Genomic DNA, 21,594 nt, shown 5'->3' on the forward strand with positions numbered 1-21,594 from the left:
GCAAGGAGTCGATACCGGCGCTTATTCTCGGCCACCGCCAACGCTAATAATAAAAACGGTTTTTCCCCATGCAGCAGAGCCTCAGCCTCGATACGTTCAGTGATTTGCTCGGCAACCTCTATCAGGGGCCGCTGGAAACCATTCCCTGGGCGACTTTTCTCAACCAGCTCAATGTGCATCTGAACAGCAAGTACGTGACCTTCATCCTGCGTCCGCCCAGCGCCCATGTGGATGGCCTGATGGTCAACACCACCGGTACCTCGACCGAGGCGACCGCGTCGTATAACAAGCACTTTTTCAGCCTCGATCCGTTTGTCGACCTGCCCAACCGCCAGGTCGTGACCCTCGCCGAGTTCGTCTCCAACGACGACTGGCAGAACTCCGAGTTCTACAAGAACTTCCTTGAACCGGTGGACGTGTTCCACATCCTCGGTGCCGACATCAACACTGTCGACGGCGCCCAGTGCCGCATTCGCATCAGTCGCGGGCGTGACGACAAGCCTTTCGGCAATGAAGAAAAGGCCATGCTCACGCATTTCATCCCGCACCTGGAACGCTCGATCAAGATCCACATGCAACTCAACCGTATCGAAGCCGAGCGCAACCTGTACGCCGGCGCGGTGAACCAGATGGCGGTCGGCACGATCATCCTCGACGAGTCCGGCAAGGTGCTGCAGACCAACCAGGTTGCCGACCGGCTGATCCAGGAAAAGGACGGCATCAAACTGGTCAACGATGGCCTGCAGGTCGGTACCGCCCGGGACACCCAGGAGTTCCGCCGACTGGTCAAGCAGTCGCTGCTGTCGCAAAAGAGCGGCAATCCATCAGTGGTTGAGGCCCTGCGCGTACAGCGACCGTCCGGCAAAGCGGATCTGGGGATCATCGTGCGCTCGGTGCCCTTGAGCGACTGGAGCGAAGGCAAGCAGTGCCCCACCGTGGTGATTTTCATCAGCGACCCGGAGCAGCAGTCCACCGCGCCCCAGGATATAGTCCGCGCACTGTTCGACTTCACCCCGGCGGAAACCCAGCTTGCCATGTTATTGGCGAACGGCTTGACCCTCGATGAAGCCTCGGAAGAGCTGGGCATCAGCCGCAACACCTCCCGGGCGCACCTGCGCTCGACCTTCTCCAAGACCGGCGTGACCCGCCAGACCATGCTGGTGCGCCTGATCCTGCGCAGCGTGGCGACCCTCGGCTGACCCTCATTGCTGCCCTCGTCCGCTCGGACGATGGCGGCTCCCGTTGTACAGCGCACAGTGTCTTTATCCCAAACAGGGGACTGCCCCATGCGCAACTGCCCAACCATCCTCAAGACTGAACTGCTGGCGCAAAGCGGCCACTTTCAGATCGAAGCCCTGCACCTGCAATTCAGCAACGGCCAGCAGCGGGTCTACGAACGCCTGCGCGGCACCGGTTATCGCTCGGTGATGCTGGTGGCGATGCCCGATCCTGCGCATGTGCTGCTGGTGCGTGAATACGCGGTCGGTGTGGAAAAAACCATCCTCGGCCTGCCCAAGGGTGGCGCCGAGCCCGACGAAGACTATCTGCAGGCGGCGCAGCGCGAGCTCAGCGAAGAAGTCGGCATGCGCGCCGCCCGCCTCACCGAGTTGGGCGAGCTGACACTGGCACCGGGGCATTTGTGCCATCGCTACCGGGTGGTACTGGCCGAACAACTGAGCCCCTGCCAACTGCAAGGTGACGAACCCGAACCCCTGGAATGCCTGCGTGTACCCCTGGCACAGATTCCCGAACTGGTGGCCCGTGGCGACCTGCATGAAGCCCGGGCGATTGCGGCGCTGTTCATGGCCATGGGCGCCATAGCACGCCGTGGCTGATGCTCAATTTTTTGTAGGAGCTGCCGCAGGCTGCGATCTCTTGACCTTGCTCTAAAAATCAAAAGATCGCAGCCTCGTTGCACTCGGCAGCTCCTACAGGGGATTTTGGCCAGGCACAGATCCCTAGTCCATTCAGACGAAGCCGCTCGCCCTCCACCGCCATAACCTGTCTCTACAACAATAAAACCGTGTCGAGACCCATCATGCGCAAATCTACTTGTGCTCTGTTCATCATCCTCTGTGCGGGTGCTTCCACCAGTCTGTGCCAGCTGTTCAAGAACGAAGCCTACCGACCGACCACCGCCTACTTCAGCTGTTCGAGCACGGCGATCAATTGCTATCCGCCCGTGGTGCGCAATCTGCTGCCTTGAACACGGTTTCCACCGGCCATAAAAAAACCACCGAATCATCGGTGGTTTTTTCGTTGCCGCAATAATCAGGTCGGCAGTACACCCCTGGCCCGCGACAGGGTCAGCGCCAGGTCTTCGATCATGTCTTCCTGACCACCTACGGTTCCGCGCCGCCCCAGTTCCACCAGCAGCTCGCGAGCAGCAATCCCGTACTTCTGCTCGGCGCGCTTGGCGAACAACAGGAACGAGCTGTAGACCCCGGCGTAACCCAGCGTCAGTGCGTCGCGGTCGAGGCGGATCGGCTGGTCCATCATCGGCACCACCAGGTCTTCGGCCACGTCCATGATCTTGTACAGATCCACGCCACTATTGACGCCCATCCGCTCCAGCACCGCGACGAACACTTCCAGCGGCGTATTGCCCGCCCCCGCGCCAAGGCCCGCGACCGAGCCGTCGATGCGCGCGGCACCGGCCTCGATGGCGGCCAGGGAGTTAGCGATGGCCATGCCCATGTTGTGATGGCCGTGGAAACCGACTTCGGTCCCGGCGTTCAGGCCGGCACGCAGGGCCCCGATTTTTTGTGTGACTTCATCGGGCAGCATGTAGCCGGCCGAGTCGGTGCAGTAGATGCAGTTGGCACCGTAGCTCTCCATCAGGCGCGCCTGCTCCAGCAACTTCTCCGGGCTGACCATGTGCGCCATCATCAGGAAGCCGACGGTGTCCAGGCCCATCTTCGCCGACATGCCGATGTGCTGGCCGGACACGTCCGCCTCGGTGCAGTGGGTGGCGACACGAATGGTCGACACGCCGTGTTCATGGGCCATCTTCAGGTGATCGAGGGTACCGATCCCCGGCAGCAACAGGGCCGAGACCTTGGCCTGTTTCATCTGCGGGATCACCGCGGAGAAATACTCCTCGTCGCTGTGAGCCGGGAAGCCATAGTTCAGCGACGCACCGCCCAGGCCATCGCCGTGGGTGATTTCGATCAGCGGCACACCGGCCGCATCGAGACCGGTGGCCACCGAAACCATTTGCTCAATACTGATCTGGTGCTGTTTGGCGTGCATGCCGTCGCGCAGGCTCATGTCGTGCAGACGGACGCTCTTACCTTGCAAATTCATCGGGATTCTCCACTCAACGGACGGGCAGTTGCAGGGTGCCCTTGTGGGCTTCTTCGGCGAACATCTCGGCCGTGCGCAATCCGGCGGCGGTCATGATGTCGAGGTTGCCGGCGGACTTGGGCAGGAAATCGCCGAGGCCTTCGACCTCGATGAAAATCGACACCTTTCGCCCATCGAACACCGGCCCGTTAATCAGCTTGTAGCCGGGCACATAGCGCTGCACTTCGCGGACCATCTCCAGCACCGAGGTGCGGATCGCGTCCTGGTTCGGTTCGTCATCGGTCAGGCAGTGTATGGTGTCGCGCATCATCAACGGCGGCTCGGCCGGGTTGATCACGATGATCGCCTTGCCGCGTCGGGCGCCGCCGATCTTCTCCACCGCACCGGCCGTGGTGCGGGTGAACTCGTCGATGTTCTGCCGCGTGCCCGGGCCGACCGAACCGGAAGAGACCGTCGCGACGATTTCGCCGTAGCTCACCGGCTGCACCCGCGACACCGCCGCCACCATCGGGATGGTCGCCTGACCACCGCAGGTGACCATGTTGACGTTCATCGCCAGGCTCGACGCGTGCTCCTTGAGGTTGACCGGCGGCACGCAGTACGGGCCGATGGCTGCTGGCGTGAGGTCGATCATGATCACGCCCAGTTCATTGAGCTTGCGGCTGTTCTCCGCATGCACGTAGGCCGAGGTGGCATCGAAGGCGATGCGAATGTCATCGTCGAGGACGTGGGGCAGCAAGCCGTCGACACCGCCGGCGGTGGTTTTGATGCCCATTTCCCGAGCACGTTTCAGGCCCTCGGATTCAGGGTCGACACCCACCATCCACACCGGCTCGATCCATTGCGATCGGCACATTTTCATCAGCAGATCGGTGCCGATATTGCCCGGGCCGATAATGGCCGCTCTGAGTTTTTTGCTCATTAGGTTAAAACTCCAAAAGTCAGGCGCAGAAAGACACCCGGGCACTGCCCAGGCCATCAATGGTCAGTTCAAAACGGTCACCGGCACGGGCTGGTTCCAGCGGTACCAGAGAACCGGACAGGATGATTTCCCCGGCCTTGAACGGAATGCCGAAGGCACCCAGGGTGTTGGCCAGCCAGGCCACGGCGGTCAGCGGATTGCCTTGCACCGCCGAACCCAGGCCTTCGCTCAGGGGCTCACCGTTCTTGAACACGCGCATGCGCAAATTCGGCAGGTCCAGCTCGCGCGGGTCGACCTTGCTGTCGCCCAGCACGAATACGCCGCATGAGGCGTTGTCAGCGACCGTGTCCTGGATGCGGATGCGCCAGTCGTGAATCCGCGAGTCGACGATCTCGAAGCACGGCATCACGTATTCGGTGGCGGCCAGCACGTCGGCTTCGGTGATGCCGGGGCCGACCAGGTCATGCTTGAGCTTGAAGGCGATCTCGCCCTCGGCACGGGGCTGGATCAGTTTGTTGGCGGACAGGGAAATCCGGGCATCGTCATCGAACGACATCTGCCGCGTGATGAAGCCGAAATCCGGCTGATGCACGTTGAGCATTTGCTGCACCGCCGCCGAGGTCACGCCGATTTTCTTGCCGACGATCTGGTCACCGGCCGCCACCCGACGCTCTATCGCGTACAGGGAAATGTGATAGGCGTCTTCGATGCTGATCGACGGCCAACGCTCGGTCAGCGGCGCCAGGGTGGAGCCGCTGAGCAGCGCCTGATAAAGCTCTTCGCCGAACTCACGGCGCAATTGCACGCTCATCCGCGGGCCTCCTGAAGAAACGCCAGGCACTGGCGGTTGAACAAGTCACGGTGCTCGACCTGGACCCAATGCCCGCACTCGCTGAGCATCACGAAACGGATGCCGGTGCAGTTTTCAAGCATGGTCTGGGCACCGGAGGACGGGCAGAACTTGTCGTTCATGCCCCAGAAACCGAGGATCGGGCACTGCAATTCACCCAGGCGCGACGTCATGTTCGGCACCTGCATGGTCGACAGCACACACACCGGTTGCTGTTGCACCACCGCCACCCGTTCGTTGACCGTTTCGTCGCTGATCAGGCTTTCATCGAACAGTTGCAGGGCCAACAGGCGACGCATGCCCGCGGCGTCGTTCAGCTCACCTTTGGCGAAGGCCGCACCCATTTTCTGGATGCCTTCCATCTGCAGGTAATACTGTTCCTTTTCCATCAGGCCACCGGGCGCCATCAGCACCAGACGGCTGACACGCTGCGGTTGGTCGAGGGCCAGTTTGATCGCGATCGCGCCGCCCAATGAGTTGCCGATGAGCGCGCAACGCTGGATATCCAGGGCGTCGAGCAAGCCGCTCAGGGCCGCGACGAAGAAGTCCAGGGTGTAAAGGGTGTCAGGCTTGTCCGAAGCGCCGTAGCCCGGCAGATCCGGGACGATCACCCGGTAACCGGCCTCGGCGAACACCGGGTAGTTCTGCTTGAAGTTGCTGTGACCGCTGGCGCCCGGCCCGCTGCCATGGATGAAAATCACCGGCTCGCCGTTGCCGGTGTCTTGCCCGCCGATGTCTTTATAGTGCAGCTGCAAACCATCCGGCAGCGTAACGAAGTGCCCTTGCGCTGAAGCGCCCATAAGGTGTCCTCCCGGCCTGTTGTTGTAGCGGGATTATTCCGAGGGGCCGGGTGGTCAACATCGTCCGACAAGACTACCTAGTCCCTTTGGACGTTGGCCTGCACAAGGCTGCGGACCTAGCATCGACGGCATTCCCGAGCGACAAAAAGAGAACTCCCATGCTTGATCCGATGGACTTTCGCGGCAAAGTGGTACTGGTCACCGGCGGTGGTAAAGGTGTCGGACGCGGCATTACTCAGCGCTTTCTGGACTGTGGCGCCGAAGTGGTGATTTGCGGTCGCGAAGCCCCGCCAACCCTGCCTGCCAGTGCCGGGCGTGAGGCGCTGTTCGTGCCCTGCGACCTGCGCGACGTCGAACAGTCCGGGCGCTTGATCGCACAAATCGTCGAGCGTTTCGGTCGCCTCGATGTGCTGGTCAACAACGCCGGGGGTTCGCCGAGTGCCGACGCGGCCACCGCCTCGCCGCGTTTCAGCGAGGCAATCATCCGTTTGAACCTGATCGCACCGCTGAACCTGTGCCAGCAGGCCAACGAGGTGATGCAGGCCCAGGCCGACGGCGGTGCGATCATCAACATCTGCAGCGTCAGCGCCACCCGCCCTTCCCCCGGCACCGCCGCCTATGGCGCGGCCAAGGCCGGACTGCTGAACCTGACCACCTCGCTGGCGGTGGAATGGGCACCGAAGGTGCGGGTCAATGCGGTCACCGCCGGGCTGATTCTCACCGAGCAGGCGGCCATGCATTATGGTGACGACGCGGGCATTGCCCGGGTGGCGGCGACCATTCCATTGCAACGACTGGCGACCCCGGAAGACATTGGCGACACCTGCCTGTACCTGGCCTCGAAGCTGGCCCGTTACGTCAGCGGCGCGGACATCGCGGTGCATGGCGCGGGCGAACGCCCGGCGTTTCTCGACGCGGCTCAATCCTGAAGTGATCGCAGCCTTCGGCAGCTCCTACAATTGAACCTCAATCTCTGTAGGAGCTGTCGAGTAAAACGAGGCTGCGATCTTTCAAGCATTCAAATAACAAGAGGAATTCCGACATGCCCGCAATCGCCAGCCACAGTGTTTTGCTCGATCTCCCACCTCAAGCCGTCTGGGCCAAACTGCGCGACCTGAGCCTCGCCCCGCACTACGTGCCGGGACTGACCGGTTGCCAGTTTCATCCAGGCGCAACGGAAGGCCTCGGCACCAGTCGCCGGGTGTTGCGCAAGGGCGGTCAGTATCTGGATGAAAGCGTGGTGCAGTGGCAGGAAGGCACGGGGTTCGTGTTGCGGTTGCACAAGGGCGGCAATGACTCGCCCTTTCCTTTTCGCCAGGCGAGTTTCAGTTATGCCTTGCAAGCCGATGGCAACGCGACCCGCATCACCCTGCAAATGAATTACAGCCTGCGCGGTGGCAGGCTGTTTGAAAGGTTGCTGGCCAAGTCCTTCAACAAGGTCGTGCAGCAGATTGCCGAGAACCTCAAGGCTTACTACGAAACCGGCCGAACGCAGAATCCGGATATGGCTGTCAGCGCATCCAACATTGATGTCGCCTGACATGCCGCCATCGCGAGCAAGCTCGCTCCCACAGGGAATTGGGCTTGCCCGTAATGCCGGCGTCACCACCAAAAACTGTGGGAGCGAGCTTGCTCGCGATGAGGCCGGCACATCCAACATTGATGTTACCTGACATGCCGCCATCGCGAGCACGCTCGCTCCCACAGGGGATTGGGGATACTCGCAATGCCGGCGTCACCACCAAAAACTGTGGGAGCGAGCTTGCTCGCGATGAGGCCGGCACATTCAACATTGATGTTGCCTGACATGCCGCCTTCGCGAGCAAGCTCGCTCTCACAGGGGCCACCTCGGGAGTGAGCCGCCTTCAGGAACGCGCCACTTCCGAGTGAGCGGTAAAACGGGTGGCGACGATCTTCCATTGGCCGGCGATACGCTGGTAACGGTCCTGATAGAACCCACCCAATTGCCGCGTCGCCCCGCTCTCGCCATCCAGGTTGAAATACCACAGGGCCCAACGGCCCTGGGCCTGATCCTCGCTCAGCACTTCGATTTCCGGGTTGGCGCCGTGATGCAGGTCGATCACCCGCTCATGGCAAGCCAGTTCGCGGTACAGCGCGACAAAACTGTCGCGCTCGCGGAAGATTCCCAACGGCCCATAATCGATCAGCACTGCACCTTCGGCAAAGCAATCGGCAATCACCTCGACCTGCTTGAGGTCGCAGGCGTTGAGATAGCGATGCTTGAGCTGGCGGATATCCTCCAGCGCTTCCAGGCGGGCGATCCGCTGTTCCAGATTCATGCTGCACCTCGCGCGGTGACGTTAACTTCACTCCAGTAGGCTTTCATCGAGCGGATCTTACCGTCGGCGTCGAACTCCATCACATCGATCACATGCAGCGAGCACGGTTGCTCGCCCCACTCCATGTCGACCCGGAACGGCATCGCGCCGCAACCGTTGAGTGTCGCGCGCACCGGGCCGGTGCGGGTTGCGGAGACTTTCATCGCACCCAGTCCTTCACGGTAAAAGCGCGCGATGGCGTCGATGCCCTGCAACGGCGCCTGGCCGACCGGGTCTTCAACGGTGGCGTCTTTGGCGTAGAGCGCGAGGATGCCCTCGATGTCGCTGGCATCCACCAGTTCCACATAGCGAGCCATGGTCGCCTGGATATGTTGTGCGCTGATCATTCAGACCACCTCGAACAGAGCAGCAGCGCCCATGCCGCCACCGATGCACATGCTCACCACCACGTAACGCAAGCCGCGACGCTGGCCTTCGACCAACGCGTGACCAACCATCCGCGCACCGGACATGCCAAACGGATGGCCGATGGAGATCGCCCCGCCGTTGACGTTCAGGCGCTCGGCCGGAATGCCCAGGGTGTCGCGGCAGTACAGCACCTGACAGGCGAACGCTTCGTTCAACTCCCAGAGGCCGATGTGGTCCATGGTCAGGCCGTGGCGCTTGAGCAGCTTGGGGATGGCGTACACCGGGCCGATGCCCATCTCGTCGGAATTGCAGCCGGCGACAGCCATGCCGCGATAGATCCCCAGCGGTTCCAGGCCACGTTTCTCGGCCATTTTCGCGCTCATCAACACCGAAGCCGACGCGCCATCGGACAACTGCGAGGCATTGCCGGCGGTGATGAAACGCCCCTTTTCGCTCCACTGCCCGCCCGGCCATACCGGCTCCAGCGCTTTCAGGCTCTGGAGACTGGTGTCGATGCGGTTGCACTCGTCGCGCAGCAAGGTGACGGTTTCATAACGGGTTTCGCCGGTGGCCTTGTCGAACAGGGCCTTGCGGCTGGTCAGCGGCGCCAGCTCGCGGTCGAAGCGCCCGGCGCTCTGGGCCTGTGCGGTGCGCAGCTGGCTCTGATAGCTGTATTCGTCCTGCTCGTCGCGGGAGATGCCGTAGCGCGCGGAGACGATCTCGGCGGTTTCGATCATCGGGATATAGGCGTGCGGGTCCAGCTCAATCACCGAAGCCGACTGGTTGCGATACAGGTTCTTGTGCTTGTTCTGCACCAGGGAAATCGACTCCAGGCCACCGGCCACGGCGATGTCGATTTCGTCGCACATGATGCCTTTGGCGGCCATGGCGATACTCATCAGGCCCGACGAACACTGGCGCTCGACGGCCATCCCGGCAACCGACGCCGGCAAGCCGCCGGCAATCGCGCACAGGCGGCCCAGGTTATAGGACTGCGTACCCTGCTGCGCCGCGGCGCCGATGATCACGTCGTCCACTTCACCCGGCTCGATGCCGGCACGGCGCACGGCTTCGCGCACCACGTGGCCGCCCAGTTGCGGCGCTTCGGTGTCATTGAACGCACCGCGAAAGGCTTTGCCGATCGGAGTGCGGGCGGTGGAAACGATGACGGCTTCTTTCATGCTGGATTCCTCGAAAATGCTGTTGAAGGTCAGGCCGGGTAATAGCGACTGATGGTGTCGACCACGACGCCTGGACGTTCCTCGCCGTCGATTTCGACGCTGACACGGATGGTCGCCTGCACGCCGCCTTTCACTTCCTCGACCGCGATCAGTTGCGCACTGCCGCGCACCCGCGAGCCGACGCGCACCACCGAGGGGAAGCGCACCCGCTCACAACCGTAATTGACGCCCATGGCCAGGCCGCGGACCTCAACGATCTGCGGCAAGAACAGATTGACCAGCGCCAGGCTCAGGTAGCCGTGGGCGATGCAGGTACCAAACGGGCCGCTGGCGGCCTTGAGCGGATCGACGTGAATCCACTGGTGATCGCCGGTGGCATCGGCGAACTGGTTGATTCGGTCCTGTTCCAGCAACAGCCAGTCACTGGCGCCGAGTGATTCGCCCACGGCGTCGAACAAGGCCATCGGTGTGTCGAAAATACGTGGCATGGTCACGCCCTCTGGCTGGACACCGACAACACTTCGCCGGTCATGTAGGAGCTGTAGTCGCTGGCCAGGAACATCATCACGTTGGCCACTTCCCAGACTTCGGCGGCGCGGCCGAACGCTTCGTTGGCCGCCAGTTGATCGAGCACCGCCTGGGGCGCGGATTTGCGCAGGAAATCGTGCAGGGCGATGCTCGGGCTGACCGCGTTGATGCGGATGCCGTAGTCGGCGGCCTCGACCGCTGCGCAGCGGGTCAGCGCCATCACCCCGGCCTTGGCGGCGGCGTAGTGCGCCTGTTCTTTCTGCGCGCGCCAGCCCAGTACCGAGGCGTTGTTGACGATCACCCCGGCACGCCGCTCCATCATTTTCGGCAGCATGGCGCGGGTCATGCGCATGGTGCCAGTGAGCGTCACGTCGATGACCCGATTCCACTCTTCGTCGGCCATGTCCACCAGCAAGCGCGAGCCGCCAAGCCCGGCGTTGTTGATCAGCACATCGACGCCTTGCAGGTCACGCTCGGCGCAGGCGACCAACTGCTGCACCTGGGCTTCGTCGGCGACGTTGCAGACCTGGCCGAACACCTGTTGCAGCCCGGTGGTTTCGCGGATCTTCAGCACCGCCTCGACCAACCGGCCTTCGTGGATATCGCTGATCATCAACGCACGGCAGCCTTCTTCGGCAGCGCGCACGGCGGCGGAAAAACCGATCCCGGCACCTGCGGCGGCGGTGATCAGTACCGACTTGCCGCGCAGCAGGCCGCGACCTTCAACATATTGAGGTACAGACATGAACTCTCTCCTTTCAGGCGCGCGGACGCGGCTCTTTGGGCATGCCCAAGGCACGCTCGGCAATGATGTTGCGCTGGATTTCGTTGCTGCCGCCGTAGAGGGTGTCGGCGCGGCTGAACAGGTACAGCGACTGCAAACGGGTGAGTTGGTAAGGTCCGGCTTCGAGCAATTCCGCCTCGGCGCCGAGGACGTCCATCGCCAACTTGCCGAGGCTGGCGTGCCAGGTCGACCAGAACAGCTTGTAGATGGTCGCCTCTTTGCGCAGTGAACCGTCCTGGCTACCCGAGAGCATGCGCAGCGAGTTGTAGCGCATGATCCGCAGCCCGCTCCAGGCTTCGGCCAGGCGCTGACGCAGGATCGGGTCGCGGTCGGCGCCGTTGGCGCGGGCCTTGGCGATGATTTCGTTGAGTTCGTTCTGGAACTGCATCTGCTGGCCGAGGGTCGAGACGCCGCGCTCGAACCCCAGCAGCGCCATGGCGATCTTCCAGCCTTCGCCCGGCTCGCCGATGATGTTGGTGGCGTCGGTGCGGGCATCATCGAAGAACACTTCGTTGAATTCCGAGGTGCCGGTCAGTTGCTCGATGGGGCGTACGGTGATTTCCGTCTGGGCCATCGGCACCAGCAGGAACGACAGACCGCGATGGCCGATGCTGCCTGGTTCGGTGCGGGCGATGACAAAACACCAGTCCGACTCGTGGGCCAGGGAGGTCCAGACTTTCTGGCCATTGATGATCCAGCTGCCGGAGGTTTCATCCAGCGTTGCGCGGGTCTTGACGTTGGCCAGGTCGGAACCGGCGCCCGGCTCTGAATAGCCCTGGCACCAGAACGACGTACCGCTGACGATCCCCGGCAAAAAGCGCTGTTGCTGCTCGACCGTGCCGAACGCGGCGATGGTCGGCCCGGCCAGGCCTTCGCCGATATGGCCCATGCGGCCGGGGCCGCCGGCGCGGGCGTACTCCTCATTGAAGATCACCTGCTGGGTGATCGACAAGCCACGCCCGCCATGTTCCGGCGCCCAGCCGACGCAGGTCCAGCCGCCTTCGGCGAGCTTGCGCTCCCAAGCTTTTCGTTCTTCGGGAAACATGTGCTCGTCGCCCGGTCCGCCGCGAAAACGCAGGGCTTCGAACTCGCCGCAGAGGTTGGCGCTCATCCAGTCGGCCACTTCCCGGCGGAAGCACTCGTCCTGCTCGCTGAAACTGATTTTCATGGCTGCTCTCCCAGAATCACCGAAGCAATGCGCTCGCGATGCCAGGCCGGCAGCCCGAGGAAACTCTCGCTGGCACGGGCGCGCTTGAAGTAGAGGTGCGGGTCGTATTCCCAGGTGAAACCGACGCCGCCATGCAACTGGATCGATTCGGACGCACAAGAGAAGTAAGTCTCGGAGCACTGCGCCTTGGCCAGCGCAGCCGCCAGCGGCAGTTCGGCCGCGACTTGGGGATCACCCTGGGGATCGAGGACTTCCTGGGCCACGCATGCGGCGTAATAACTGGCCGAACGGGCACATTCGACTTGCAGCATCATGTCGGCGGCGCGGTGTTTGAGGGCCTGGAAACTGGCAATCGGGCGACCGAACTGCTGGCGTTCCAGCATGTAGGCCACGCTGAGGTCGAGTACTTGCTGCGCGCCGCCGGTCTGCTCGGCAGCCAGGCCGATACAGGCCAGTTGCAGGACTCGTTCAAGGTGCGGCCAGCCATTGCCGAGTTCACCCAGCAGGCAGTCGGCTTCAAGGTACAGGCCCTTGAGCTGGATCCGCGCCTGACGCCGAGTCTGGTCCATGGTCGGCAACATTTGCCGTTCGATGCCTGCGCGTGCGGCGTTCACGGCAAACAGGCTGATGCCCGTTTCGCCAGTGGTTGCGGGTTGGCGGGCGGCAATGATCAACAGGTCGGCACCATGGCCGTCGAGCACATGCTTGAGGGTACCGTCGAGGACGAACCCGTCGCCTTCAGCCACCACCGTTGCCTGGACATCATCGGCCGACCAGCCGTTGGCACTGCTGAACGCCAGGGTCGCGGTCACGCTGCCGTCGGCAATCGACGGCAACCAGCGCTGCTTCTGTTCATCATTGGCCGCCAGCAATAGCGCAGGGGTGGCCATGCAAGCGGTGGCGAAAAACGGCGAGCACAGCAAACGGCGGCCCATCTGTTCCAGCAGGATCGTCAGCTCGACAAAGCCGAGGCCCAGGCCACCATAGGTTTCGGGGATATGAATGGCCGGCCAGTACATTTCCTGACACAGACGCTGCCAGAGGGCTTCGTCGAAACCCCGTTCACTGACCATCGCCGCGCGTACGGCGGCAGAATCCGAGACATCGGCGAGGAAGCCCTCGGCCGATGCGCGGATCATTTCCTGTTCGTCGCTGAATGCAAACTCCATCGCGGCGCCTTCTGCTCGTTTGGCGGGGCACGCGTGGCGCAACACCCCTTTGAGCATGAAGTTTGGCGCCAGCAGGAGGCGGCAGAATCGTTAGCCTTGCCTAGTCCGAACGGGCGATGTCAAAGTGCGCCCACGCAAGTGAAAAACATGAATCGGCTAAGGATGCAGAACCATGAGCACTGAGCAAGAGACGACTTTCGACGAGCCGCGGCTCAACAGTACGGAAATCCGCATTCTGGGTTCGCTGATCGAGAAACAGGCCACCAGCCCGGAAACCTATCCCCTGACCCTCAATGCCCTGGTGATTGCCTGCAACCAGAAAACCAGCCGCGAGCCGGTGATGAACCTGACGCCTGGCCAGGTCGGCCAGAGCCTGCGCGCCCTCGAAGGACGCGGCTTCACCAGACTGGTGATGGGCAGCCGCGCCGACCGCTGGGAACACAAGGTGGACAAGGCCCTGGAGCTGGTACCGGCACAGGTCATCCTGACCGGGCTGATGTTTCTGCGCGGCCCGCAGACCGTCAATGAACTGCTGACCCGCAGTGGCCGCATGCATGAATTCGAAGACACTGAACAGGTGGTGCATCAACTCGAACGCCTGATTGCCCGTGGTCTGGCCGTATTGATTGCGCGTCAGGCCGGCCAGCGCGAAGACCGCTATACACACGCCCTGGGCGACCCGGCGGATATCGAAGCGATCATGGCGGCACGGCAAAACCCGACCGAACGGGGTGGCAGCGGGGTTTCGGTTGAACGGATCGAAGAACTGGAAGCGCGGATTGCTGCCCTGGAAGAAAGGCTGGCTCGGCTCGAGTAATCAGGCTACAGAGATCCCGATGTGGGAGCGAGCCTGCTCGCGATGGCGGACTGTCAGTCACATCAATGCCGGATGGGCCGACGCTTTCGCGAGCAAGCCCGCTCCCACAGGGGTTTGGCGGTGTTCGCGCCTATTCGCCGTCCCAGTAATCCACCCCATCGGCTTGCCGGGCAACGGCAACAAAGCCTGACGCATTACCCTCGGCATCCACCTTGAAGTCATCCATCACGGCATACTTGCCGGAATCCGGGTACTCACAGATCTCCGGTGATTGCTGGGTGCTGACGGCCAGGTACCGCAACTCGCCGTTGCTGGTATTGATGATCTGGTGCGCCTTTTCAGGCCCGCCCGGTGGACAGGCGATCACATCACCGGTGCGGATCGGAAAACGTTCGGTTCCCAGGCGGACCTCTCCCTCCCCGGCCACAACGTAGAACATTTCCTCATTGACCCGATGACTGTGGAACGGGCTGCCGCGCATGCCTGGCTCCAGCGCATACAGGCGATAACCCAGCTTTTGCGCCCCCAATTGCTGACCGACTCGGGCCAGGCGCTGTTGATAGCGCCCGGCGGTTTCACCGCCCGGCGCAAACGCTTCGGGCAGCGGTTCAAGTTCGACTGAGTCCAGATTGAGAATGGGGGGATGCATGGACACCTCCTAGCTGCGGGCAAACGCCACGGCCTTCTGGAATTGCTCGTCTGTCGGCCGTACACCGGTATAGAGCACAAATTGCTCCAGCGCCTGGATCGCGATCACTTCAAGCCCGGTGATGACCCGCTTGCCTTCGGCGCGAGCACGCACGATCAGCGGTGTTTCCGATGGGATCGCCACCACATCGAAGACAGTTTCTGCTTTTTCGATCACTTCAGGCTCAAAAGCCAGTTGCTCGGCCTCCGGTCCTCCCGTCATGCCGATCGGGGTAACGTTGACCAGCATCTGCGGGCGACGGCTCCCCAGCTCGGCCTGCCACTCATATCCCAATGACTGCGCCAGCGCTTGTCCGGCGCGCTCGTTGCGGGCCACGATCACGCCGTTTTCATAGCCGCCATCGCGCAAGGCGCTCGCTACGGCCTTGGCCATGCCTCCACTGCCGCGCAAGGCAAAGGTCGAGTCCTTGGGCACCTGGTGTTTTTCCAGTAACTGGGCAACGGCAATGTAGTCGGTGTTGTAGGCCTTGAGATGACCGTCGGTGTTGACGATGGTGTTGATCGATTGAATGGCGGCGGCAGACGCGTCGAGTTCATCCACCAAGGCAATGCAGGCTTCCTTGAATGGCATCGACACGCCACAGCCACGAATCCGCAGGGCGCGAATGCCGGCAACGGCCCCCGTCAGGTCCTGGCTGGCAAAGGCCTTGTAGTAAAAATTCAGGCCCAGTTGTTCATACAGATGATTGTGAAAACGCAGACCAAAGTTCCCGGGGCGTGCTGAAAGGGACATGCACAGCTGGGTGTCTTTGTTGGGGTTCATCTGCATGGGCAAGCTCCTTCAAATGCACTTTTCGGATGGACGGGATTAGCCCTCCATCGGGTTCTGATCGATCATTTAAGTGTGTTATCGCGGCCTTACACGGGTCGGTAAAAAAGTCGCTACAGACCTTACACAAAATTTACCTCGCGGCCGTGCTGTTTTTCGAAAAAAAGCTGTCTTAGAAGTATCCCCGCGACAATCCCTGGGTCTATTGCAGACACAGGCGCCGGGTTGAAGAACCGAGGAACTATCATGATCCGTAAAGTCCCCACAGTAGCCTTGCTGATCGGCACCCTCGCTATCGCAGGACAGGCGCAAGCCGGTCATGGTAATGACGCCGCGGTATTTGGAGCGATCGTCGGTACTGCCATCGTCGGCTCGGCTCTGATCAACGCCAACCGCCCGGTCTATGTCGCACCGCAACCGGTCTACTACCAGCCCGCGCCGGTTTATTACGCGCCACCGCCTCCGGTTTACTACCAGCCGGCCCCGGTCTACGTGCAGCAACCGATCTACTACCGTCCGGCCCCGGTGTACTACGGCCCACCCCGTGGCTACTACGGTCCACCCCGCGGTTACTATGGCCCACCACGGGGCTACTACGGCCACGGCCATGGTCGCTGGTAACGAACGCTTCAAGCCCCGCTGAACCAGCGGGGCTTTTTTATCCCCGTTTGTCGGTACAGGTCTGGATAAATCTCGCCAAGGTCGCTATCGGGACAGTGCCCGTGGCAGAAGTTGGCAAGATGGACTCGACCCGTTTTCTGCCGTGCGGCAAAAAACGGTCATATTTTTGTCATGACAGTTCCGCAAGCTCGGTGCTGTCCGTCGAAAACAGGTTGATAACAACAAGGACGACCACATGCCCACGCAAAACCCGCACCGCATCGTCGGTCTGTGCACCTCCGGCAAGGTGTACAACGCACTGACCGAACTCAAGCACCTGGAAGGTCATCGCAGCGCCAAGTTTCTCTCGCTGCTGGCGCAAAGCCTGGTGCGCAAGGGCCTGCTCAACGAGCAGGAAGTGGTTCATATGCTCGATCAGGTGGTCGACTGACCGACCAACGGTCGTTTGCCCCATCCGGCATCAATGACCACTATCGAAAGCGTTGATTACCCCTCAAGGCACCCGGACCTTAAAGTAACTCCACAGATTGATGGAGGTACTTGTCATGTCCAAGGTTCAGATCATGTCCGTTATCGGCAGCGCCGTCCCCGCACAGCTCAGGGAACTGGGCATGCTCGCCTGCTGGTATCTGGTGCAGGACGGCGTGCAGATCAGCGGCCCGCTCACTTCGCTGCCCGCGGCAAAGGAGCTGTCGCAACGCATCGGCACTGGCCAGTCCGGCAGGCTGAGCGCTTAAGGCAGCTGCACCCGCGGTTTGGTTTCAATGAAAATGGCCCAGCTCGACATGAACAGGGCCGCGATCAACGGGCCGATGACAAAGCCGTTCAGTCCGAAAATCGCCAGGCCGCCGAGGGTCGAGATCAGGATCATGTAGTCCGGCATCCTGGTGTCCTTGCCCACCAGTAACGGCCGGAGCAGGTTGTCCACCAGCCCGATCACGAAGACCCCGAACAATACCAGCACCACGCCCTTCCAGATCGCCCCGGTAAACAGGAAAAACACCGCCACCGGCACCCAGACTATTCCCGCTCCCACCGCCGGCAGCAGCGACAGAAACGCCATCAACACCGCCCAGAGCAATACGCTGGGAATGCCCAGGAACCAGAAGATCAGACCGCCCAGCGCGCCTTGGGTGATCGCCACCAACAGGTTGCCTTTCACAGTGGCCCGCACCACACGATTGAACTTGAGCTGCAATCGGCGTTTCTGCTGCTCCTGCAACGGCACCGCCTGGCGCACCTTTCGCGCGAGTTCCGCACCGTCGCGCAGGAAGAAAAACAGCAGGTACAGCATGATGAAGATACTGACGATGAACTCGAACGTGCCCTGGCCGAAACTGAACGCCTGGGAGGCCAGCACCTGCCCACCGGTCATTGCGCTCTTGACGATTTTCTCCCGCAGCCCGCTCAACTCGCCCAAGCCGAAGCGATCCAGCAGATACTGGAAATACGGTGGCAGGCTGTGCTTGAGCTGCGACACGTACCCGGCGATATCGAGTTCACCGCTCTCGACGCGTTTGTAGAGTACCGCCCCCTCCTGGACCAGCAAGGTGCTGATGATGATCACCGGTAGAATCGCGATCACCAGGCAAATGCTCAATGTGCACAGCGTCGTGAGGTTGCGTTGCCAGCCGAACTTCAGTTGCAGTCGGCTCTGCAGTGGCGCAAAGACGATGCTGAGGATCACCGCCCAGAACACCGCGCCGTAAAACGGCAGCAGGATCCAGATGAAGGCAGCACTCACCAGCACCAGCAAAACCGTCAGCGATTTGTCTTGCAGTGTCGTTTCGTTCATGTCCGATCCGTGCCAGTCAGTCAGGACGAAAAACTTTCGCCTTGATGTTTAGTCCGCCACGGCTCGCGCGAGTGCCATCAGTTTATTGATCAGGCATAGATCCAGGTCAATAAAGCCGTGGCACAGGGCATTTACCCTGTGCGGCTTTTGCGACCGACACTGCCATGAACCTCACCGCGCCTGAACTGCTCGCCCCCGCCGGCACCTTGAAAAACATGCGTTACGCCTTCGCCTACGGCGCCGATGCCGTGTACGCCGGCCAGCCGCGCTACAGCCTGCGGGTGCGCAACAATGAATTCGACCACGCCAACCTGGCCCTCGGCATTCGCGAGGCACAGGCCCAGGGCAAGCGCTTCTACGTGGTGGTGAACATCGCGCCGCACAACGCCAAGCTCAAGACCTTCCTCAAGGACCTTGAACCGGTGATCGCCATGGCCCCGGATGCGCTGATCATGTCCGACCCTGGCCTGATCATGCTGGTGCGCCGGCACTACCCGCAAATGCCGGTCCACCTTTCGGTGCAGGCCAATACGGTGAACTGGGCGAGCGTCGAGTTCTGGCAGCAGCAAGGCCTGAGCCGGATCATCCTGTCCCGGGAGCTGTCCCTGGAAGAAATCGCCGAGATCCGCAAGCAAGTGCCGGCCATGGAACTGGAAGTGTTCGTGCACGGCGCGTTGTGCATGGCCTATTCCGGGCGCTGCCTGCTGTCGGGCTATATGAACAAGCGTGACGCCAATCAGGGCAGTTGCACCAATGCCTGTCGCTGGAAATATTCGGCGCAACCGGCCACAGAAAACACTCTCGGCGAGATCGTGCAGCAGTATCAACCGGAACCCACCCTGGGCATCGGGGCGCCCACCGGGCAGGTGTTCCTGTTGCAGGAAGCCAACCGTCCCGGCGAACAGATGCCGGCCTTCGAAGACGAACATGGCACTTACATCATGAACGCCAAGGACCTGCGCGCCGTGCAGCACGTCGAACGCCTGGCCCACATGGGCGTGCACTCCCTGAAAATCGAAGGCCGGACCAAATCGCACTTTTATTGCGCGCGCACCACCCAGGTTTATCGCCGCGCCATCGACGATGCGCTGGCGGGCCGGGCCTTCGACCGCGGCCTGATGACCGACCTGGAATCCCTCGCCCAGCGCGGCTACACCGAAGGCTTTCTGCGCCGGCATGTGCATGACGAGTACCAGAACTACCAGAACGGCAGCTCGGTCTCGGAGCGCCAGCAGTTTGTCGGTGAACTGACCGGGCAGCGGCGGGATCGCCTGGCCGAGGTCAAGGTGAAGAACCGTTTCGGCCTGGGCGATCACATGGAGCTGATGACGCCCAAGGGCAACTTCCACTTCGATCTGCATCAGTTGCAAAACGCCAGGGGCGAAGGGATCGAGGTAGCGCCGGGGGATGGGCATACGGTGTACTTGCCGATACCGGATGCAGTGGATCTGGGTTTTGGCCTGCTAATGCGAGATATCGGCACACCGTAACCCCCCCTGTAGGAGCTGCCGAAGGCTGCGATCTTTTGACGTTGCCTTTCAAGATCAAAAGATCGCGGCCTTCGGCAGCTCCTACATTGGCTGATCCTGAACCTAGGCAAACTCCTCGCGCAGCATCGCCACAAACGCTTCACGCGCCGGGTGCACCCCGGCGTTTTCGTGCCAGTAGAACAGGTTGTCGACGGCGGTCAGTTCGGGGAATTCAAACCCCACACAGCCGGCGCCTTTGGCGTATTGGTCGAACACGCCCTTGGGCACCAGTGCCACGCCGGCCCCGGCACTGACGCAACCGACAATCGCACCATAACTGGCCAGGCTGACAATCGGCAGCGCCTGGCCCTGTCGCAACAACCAATGCTCCAGCGCCGCCCGGTATGGGCAACCCTGGGGCCACATGAACACGGTCTGGTCTTGCAGATCGCTGACGTCCCGCAGCGGCCCCAGGGAGGTCGAGGCGATCAGTAGCAGCTCTTCGCGGTACATCGGCGTGCGCTTGAGGTGTGAACGCTCGACATCCACCGCCACGATGGCGCCGTCGAGCTTGTGATTGAGCGTGTCGTCGAGCAACTGCCCCCAGGAGCCGGTGGTCAGCTCCAGCGCCACCTGCGGGAAACGCTTGTGGAATTTCGCCAGCAGGCGCGGCAATCGCCCGGTGGCCGACGACTCGATGGCACCGATGCGCAACGGCCCCGAGGGCTCGGCCGACGGGTCGACCGCGCGCTTGGCCTCGGCGGTGAGGGCAAGAATTTTCGAGGCGTAGGCCAGGAAGGTTTGCCCCGACGGGCTGATGCGCAGCCCTCGGCCCTCACGCAGAAACAGCGCGACACCCAGTTCGGCCTCAAGGGCCTTGATCCGTGCCGTGATGTTCGACGGCACGCAATGCAGTAATTCGGCCGCGCGGGCGATGCTGCCGACATCGGCCACGGTCTTGAACATGCGAATCTGTGCCAGCTCCATACATCACCCACAGTGAACGATTAGCGCAGTATAAGTCAGTTGTGGCGAACGATCCGCTTTCTGATACTCGGTGCATCCGCCCACAGGTGCACGACCATGAAGCCGCTCACACCCTCCCCCGTTTCCCCCTGGAAAATCATCCTGGCCATGGCGTTTGTCGTGGCGTGCTGGGGCTATTCCCCGACCGGCATCCATATCGGCTTGCAGGCCTACGACCCCGTGCACCTGGCGCTCCTGCGCTTCCTGCTGGCTTCTGTGTTCATGGCGGTGGTCGCGATGTTCAAGGGCATTCGCCTGCCGAGCCTGCGCGATCTGCCGCTGATGTTCGGTCTGGGTTTCTTCGCGGTGAGCCTGCACCACGTGGCGATCAACTTCGGGCAACAAGGTGTCAGTGCTGGCGCTTCGAGCGTCCTGGCCCAGACCACGCCGCTGTTCAGCACGCTGATCGCGCGCTTCGTGTTCAAGGATCAGGTGAGCCTGTGGCGCTGGGGATGCGTGCTGCTCGGGTTGTTGGGCGTGGTGATTGTGGTGGCGGGCGATCATGGCCTGGGCAGCATTGATGCCCACGGTTTGCTGATCCTGCTGGCGGCGGTGTCCTGGAGCCTCTACTTTGCCCTGCAAAAGCATCACACCGGACGTTACGACGGGCTGACACTGGTGTGTTACACGGTGTGGTCCGGAACGGCGCTGTTGCTGGTTTTCTTGCCCGGCCTGGCAGATCAAGTCGCCCTGGCACCGATGCGCGTGCAGTTTGCGGTGATTGCCCTGGGGATATTCCCCAGCGCCCTGGCGTACCTGGCCTGGGCCTATGTGCTGGCGCATGTCGATTTGAGCCGGGCGACGATGACCCTGTATCTGACGCCGCCGACGGCGATGGTGATTGCATCCTATGCGCTTGGTGAGCGGCCGACATTGATGATCGTGGTCGGCGGGCTGGTGGTGTCGGCGAGTGTGCTGGCGCTGAATCTGGAGCGGCGGGCTTTGGTTGTTAAGGCTGTCAGGGTCTGATCCA

At 61.9% G+C, this 21,594-nt stretch carries 26 protein-coding genes; 11 read left to right on the top strand and 15 right to left on the bottom strand.

The window, feature by feature from the left end; all coding sequences use genetic code 11:
- The first annotated feature begins 68 nt into the window (after positions 1–68).
- From ASD95_RS24335 to ASD95_RS29495, 3 genes are all read left to right on the top strand, one after another.
- Positions 69–1,199 (top strand): helix-turn-helix transcriptional regulator, encoded by a 1,131-nt coding sequence (locus ASD95_RS24335; RefSeq protein ID WP_056722410.1) that lies wholly within the window; start codon positions 69–71, stop codon positions 1,197–1,199.
- Between the two features lie 87 nt (positions 1,200–1,286).
- Positions 1,287–1,835, top strand: coding sequence for an ADP compounds hydrolase NudE (gene nudE, locus ASD95_RS24340; protein WP_056722412.1), 549 nt, complete (start codon positions 1,287–1,289; stop codon positions 1,833–1,835).
- Positions 1,836–2,038: 203 nt separating this feature from the next.
- Positions 2,039–2,206: a hypothetical protein gene (locus tag ASD95_RS29495; RefSeq protein ID WP_177336459.1), complete on the top strand. Its 168-nt coding sequence runs from the start codon at positions 2,039–2,041 to the stop codon at positions 2,204–2,206.
- 65 nt (positions 2,207–2,271) lie between these two features.
- Here ASD95_RS29495 and dmpG read toward each other — a convergent pair whose 3' ends face one another.
- The 4 genes from dmpG to ASD95_RS24360 are packed head-to-tail and all read right to left on the bottom strand — an operon-like array spanning position 2,272 to position 5,878.
- Positions 2,272–3,306 carry a 4-hydroxy-2-oxovalerate aldolase gene (gene dmpG / locus ASD95_RS24345; protein WP_056722414.1) on the bottom strand — a complete coding sequence of 345 codons (1,035 nt, stop codon included), beginning with the start codon at positions 3,304–3,306 and terminating at the stop codon, positions 2,272–2,274.
- Between the two features lie 13 nt (positions 3,307–3,319).
- The gene (locus ASD95_RS24350; protein ID WP_056722416.1) at positions 3,320–4,228 is read right to left on the bottom strand and encodes an acetaldehyde dehydrogenase (acetylating); all 909 of its coding nucleotides are present in this window, start codon (positions 4,226–4,228) and stop codon (positions 3,320–3,322) included.
- A 19-nt stretch (positions 4,229–4,247) separates the two neighbouring features.
- Positions 4,248–5,039: a fumarylacetoacetate hydrolase family protein gene (locus ASD95_RS24355; protein ID WP_056722418.1), complete on the bottom strand. Its 792-nt coding sequence runs from the start codon at positions 5,037–5,039 to the stop codon at positions 4,248–4,250.
- Positions 5,036–5,878, bottom strand: coding sequence for an alpha/beta fold hydrolase (locus tag ASD95_RS24360; protein ID WP_056722420.1), 843 nt, complete (start codon positions 5,876–5,878; stop codon positions 5,036–5,038). The genes ASD95_RS24355 and ASD95_RS24360 overlap by 4 nt, the downstream gene beginning before the upstream one ends.
- Before the next feature lie 158 nt (positions 5,879–6,036).
- Between ASD95_RS24360 and ASD95_RS24365 the strand changes: the two genes are divergently transcribed.
- Together ASD95_RS24365 and ASD95_RS24370 are read left to right on the top strand one after the other, a co-directional pair.
- On the top strand, positions 6,037–6,807 hold the full coding sequence (locus tag ASD95_RS24365) for an SDR family oxidoreductase (RefSeq protein WP_056722422.1): 771 nt from the start codon (positions 6,037–6,039) through the stop codon (positions 6,805–6,807).
- Positions 6,808–6,920: 113 nt separating this feature from the next.
- Positions 6,921–7,418, top strand: coding sequence for an SRPBCC family protein (locus ASD95_RS24370; protein WP_056722424.1), 498 nt, complete (start codon positions 6,921–6,923; stop codon positions 7,416–7,418).
- Between the two features lie 325 nt (positions 7,419–7,743).
- Here the strand turns inward: ASD95_RS24370 and ASD95_RS24375 are convergent, their stop codons facing one another.
- From ASD95_RS24375 to ASD95_RS24405, 7 genes are read right to left on the bottom strand one after another with little or no spacing between them, the layout of a single operon-like run.
- On the bottom strand, positions 7,744–8,178 hold the full coding sequence (locus ASD95_RS24375; RefSeq protein ID WP_056722426.1) for a nuclear transport factor 2 family protein: 435 nt from the start codon (positions 8,176–8,178) through the stop codon (positions 7,744–7,746).
- Positions 8,175–8,564: a steroid Delta-isomerase gene (locus ASD95_RS24380; RefSeq protein ID WP_056722428.1), complete on the bottom strand. Its 390-nt coding sequence runs from the start codon at positions 8,562–8,564 to the stop codon at positions 8,175–8,177. The genes ASD95_RS24375 and ASD95_RS24380 overlap by 4 nt, the downstream gene beginning before the upstream one ends.
- A complete protein-coding gene (locus ASD95_RS24385) occupies positions 8,565–9,767 on the bottom strand; it encodes an acetyl-CoA C-acyltransferase (RefSeq protein WP_056722430.1) in 1,203 nt (400 codons plus the stop codon). It abuts the gene before it with no gap.
- A 29-nt stretch (positions 9,768–9,796) separates the two neighbouring features.
- Positions 9,797–10,255, bottom strand: a complete 459-nt coding sequence (locus ASD95_RS24390; protein WP_056722432.1) for a MaoC family dehydratase — start codon at positions 10,253–10,255, stop codon at positions 9,797–9,799.
- 2 nt (positions 10,256–10,257) lie between these two features.
- The gene (locus tag ASD95_RS24395; protein ID WP_056722434.1) at positions 10,258–11,040 is read right to left on the bottom strand and encodes an SDR family oxidoreductase; all 783 of its coding nucleotides are present in this window, start codon (positions 11,038–11,040) and stop codon (positions 10,258–10,260) included.
- A gap of 13 nt (positions 11,041–11,053) precedes the next feature.
- Positions 11,054–12,247 (bottom strand): acyl-CoA dehydrogenase family protein, encoded by a 1,194-nt coding sequence (locus tag ASD95_RS24400; RefSeq protein ID WP_056722435.1) that lies wholly within the window; start codon positions 12,245–12,247, stop codon positions 11,054–11,056.
- Positions 12,244–13,416 (bottom strand): acyl-CoA dehydrogenase family protein, encoded by a 1,173-nt coding sequence (locus tag ASD95_RS24405; protein ID WP_056722437.1) that lies wholly within the window; start codon positions 13,414–13,416, stop codon positions 12,244–12,246. The genes ASD95_RS24400 and ASD95_RS24405 overlap by 4 nt, the downstream gene beginning before the upstream one ends.
- 172 nt (positions 13,417–13,588) lie before the next feature.
- Between ASD95_RS24405 and ASD95_RS24410 the strand changes: the two genes are divergently transcribed.
- The gene (locus tag ASD95_RS24410) at positions 13,589–14,233 is read left to right on the top strand and encodes a YceH family protein (RefSeq protein WP_056722439.1); all 645 of its coding nucleotides are present in this window, start codon (positions 13,589–13,591) and stop codon (positions 14,231–14,233) included.
- 130 nt (positions 14,234–14,363) lie between these two features.
- Here the strand turns inward: ASD95_RS24410 and ASD95_RS24415 are convergent, their stop codons facing one another.
- Both ASD95_RS24415 and ASD95_RS24420 read right to left on the bottom strand, forming a co-directional pair.
- Positions 14,364–14,882 carry a cupin domain-containing protein gene (locus ASD95_RS24415; RefSeq protein WP_056722441.1) on the bottom strand — a complete coding sequence of 173 codons (519 nt, stop codon included), beginning with the start codon at positions 14,880–14,882 and terminating at the stop codon, positions 14,364–14,366.
- Between the two features lie 9 nt (positions 14,883–14,891).
- Positions 14,892–15,710 carry a shikimate 5-dehydrogenase gene (locus tag ASD95_RS24420; RefSeq protein ID WP_056722443.1) on the bottom strand — a complete coding sequence of 273 codons (819 nt, stop codon included), beginning with the start codon at positions 15,708–15,710 and terminating at the stop codon, positions 14,892–14,894.
- 246 nt (positions 15,711–15,956) lie between these two features.
- On the opposite strand from ASD95_RS24420, the gene ASD95_RS24425 reads away from it, so the two are divergent.
- The 3 genes from ASD95_RS24425 to ASD95_RS24435 all read left to right on the top strand — a co-directional run bounded on the left by ASD95_RS24425 (position 15,957) and on the right by ASD95_RS24435 (position 17,068).
- Positions 15,957–16,331 carry a hypothetical protein gene (locus ASD95_RS24425; protein ID WP_056722445.1) on the top strand — a complete coding sequence of 125 codons (375 nt, stop codon included), beginning with the start codon at positions 15,957–15,959 and terminating at the stop codon, positions 16,329–16,331.
- Positions 16,332–16,566: 235 nt separating this feature from the next.
- On the top strand, positions 16,567–16,761 hold the full coding sequence (locus tag ASD95_RS24430; RefSeq protein ID WP_056722446.1) for a hypothetical protein: 195 nt from the start codon (positions 16,567–16,569) through the stop codon (positions 16,759–16,761).
- Positions 16,762–16,876: 115 nt separating this feature from the next.
- Positions 16,877–17,068: a hypothetical protein gene (locus ASD95_RS24435; RefSeq protein WP_056722448.1), complete on the top strand. Its 192-nt coding sequence runs from the start codon at positions 16,877–16,879 to the stop codon at positions 17,066–17,068.
- On the opposite strand, the gene ASD95_RS24440 is transcribed toward ASD95_RS24435, so the two are convergent.
- On the bottom strand, positions 17,065–18,126 hold the full coding sequence (locus ASD95_RS24440; protein WP_056722450.1) for an AI-2E family transporter: 1,062 nt from the start codon (positions 18,124–18,126) through the stop codon (positions 17,065–17,067). The genes ASD95_RS24435 and ASD95_RS24440 overlap by 4 nt on opposite strands.
- A gap of 164 nt (positions 18,127–18,290) precedes the next feature.
- On the opposite strand from ASD95_RS24440, the gene trhP reads away from it, so the two are divergent.
- On the top strand, positions 18,291–19,616 hold the full coding sequence (trhP, locus tag ASD95_RS24445; RefSeq protein WP_056722452.1) for a prephenate-dependent tRNA uridine(34) hydroxylase TrhP: 1,326 nt from the start codon (positions 18,291–18,293) through the stop codon (positions 19,614–19,616).
- 102 nt (positions 19,617–19,718) lie between these two features.
- On the opposite strand, the gene ASD95_RS24450 is transcribed toward trhP, so the two are convergent.
- Positions 19,719–20,582, bottom strand: a complete 864-nt coding sequence (locus ASD95_RS24450; RefSeq protein ID WP_056722454.1) for a LysR family transcriptional regulator — start codon at positions 20,580–20,582, stop codon at positions 19,719–19,721.
- A gap of 96 nt (positions 20,583–20,678) precedes the next feature.
- Here ASD95_RS24450 and ASD95_RS24455 point away from each other — a divergent pair, with 96 nt between their 5' ends.
- Positions 20,679–21,590, top strand: a complete 912-nt coding sequence (locus ASD95_RS24455; protein ID WP_056722456.1) for a DMT family transporter — start codon at positions 20,679–20,681, stop codon at positions 21,588–21,590.
- Positions 21,591–21,594 lie beyond the last annotated feature (4 nt).

Origin of the sequence: Pseudomonas sp. Root71 (genome assembly GCF_001429045.1) — a bacterium.
GTDB lineage: Bacteria > Pseudomonadota > Gammaproteobacteria > Pseudomonadales > Pseudomonadaceae > Aquipseudomonas > Aquipseudomonas monachiensis.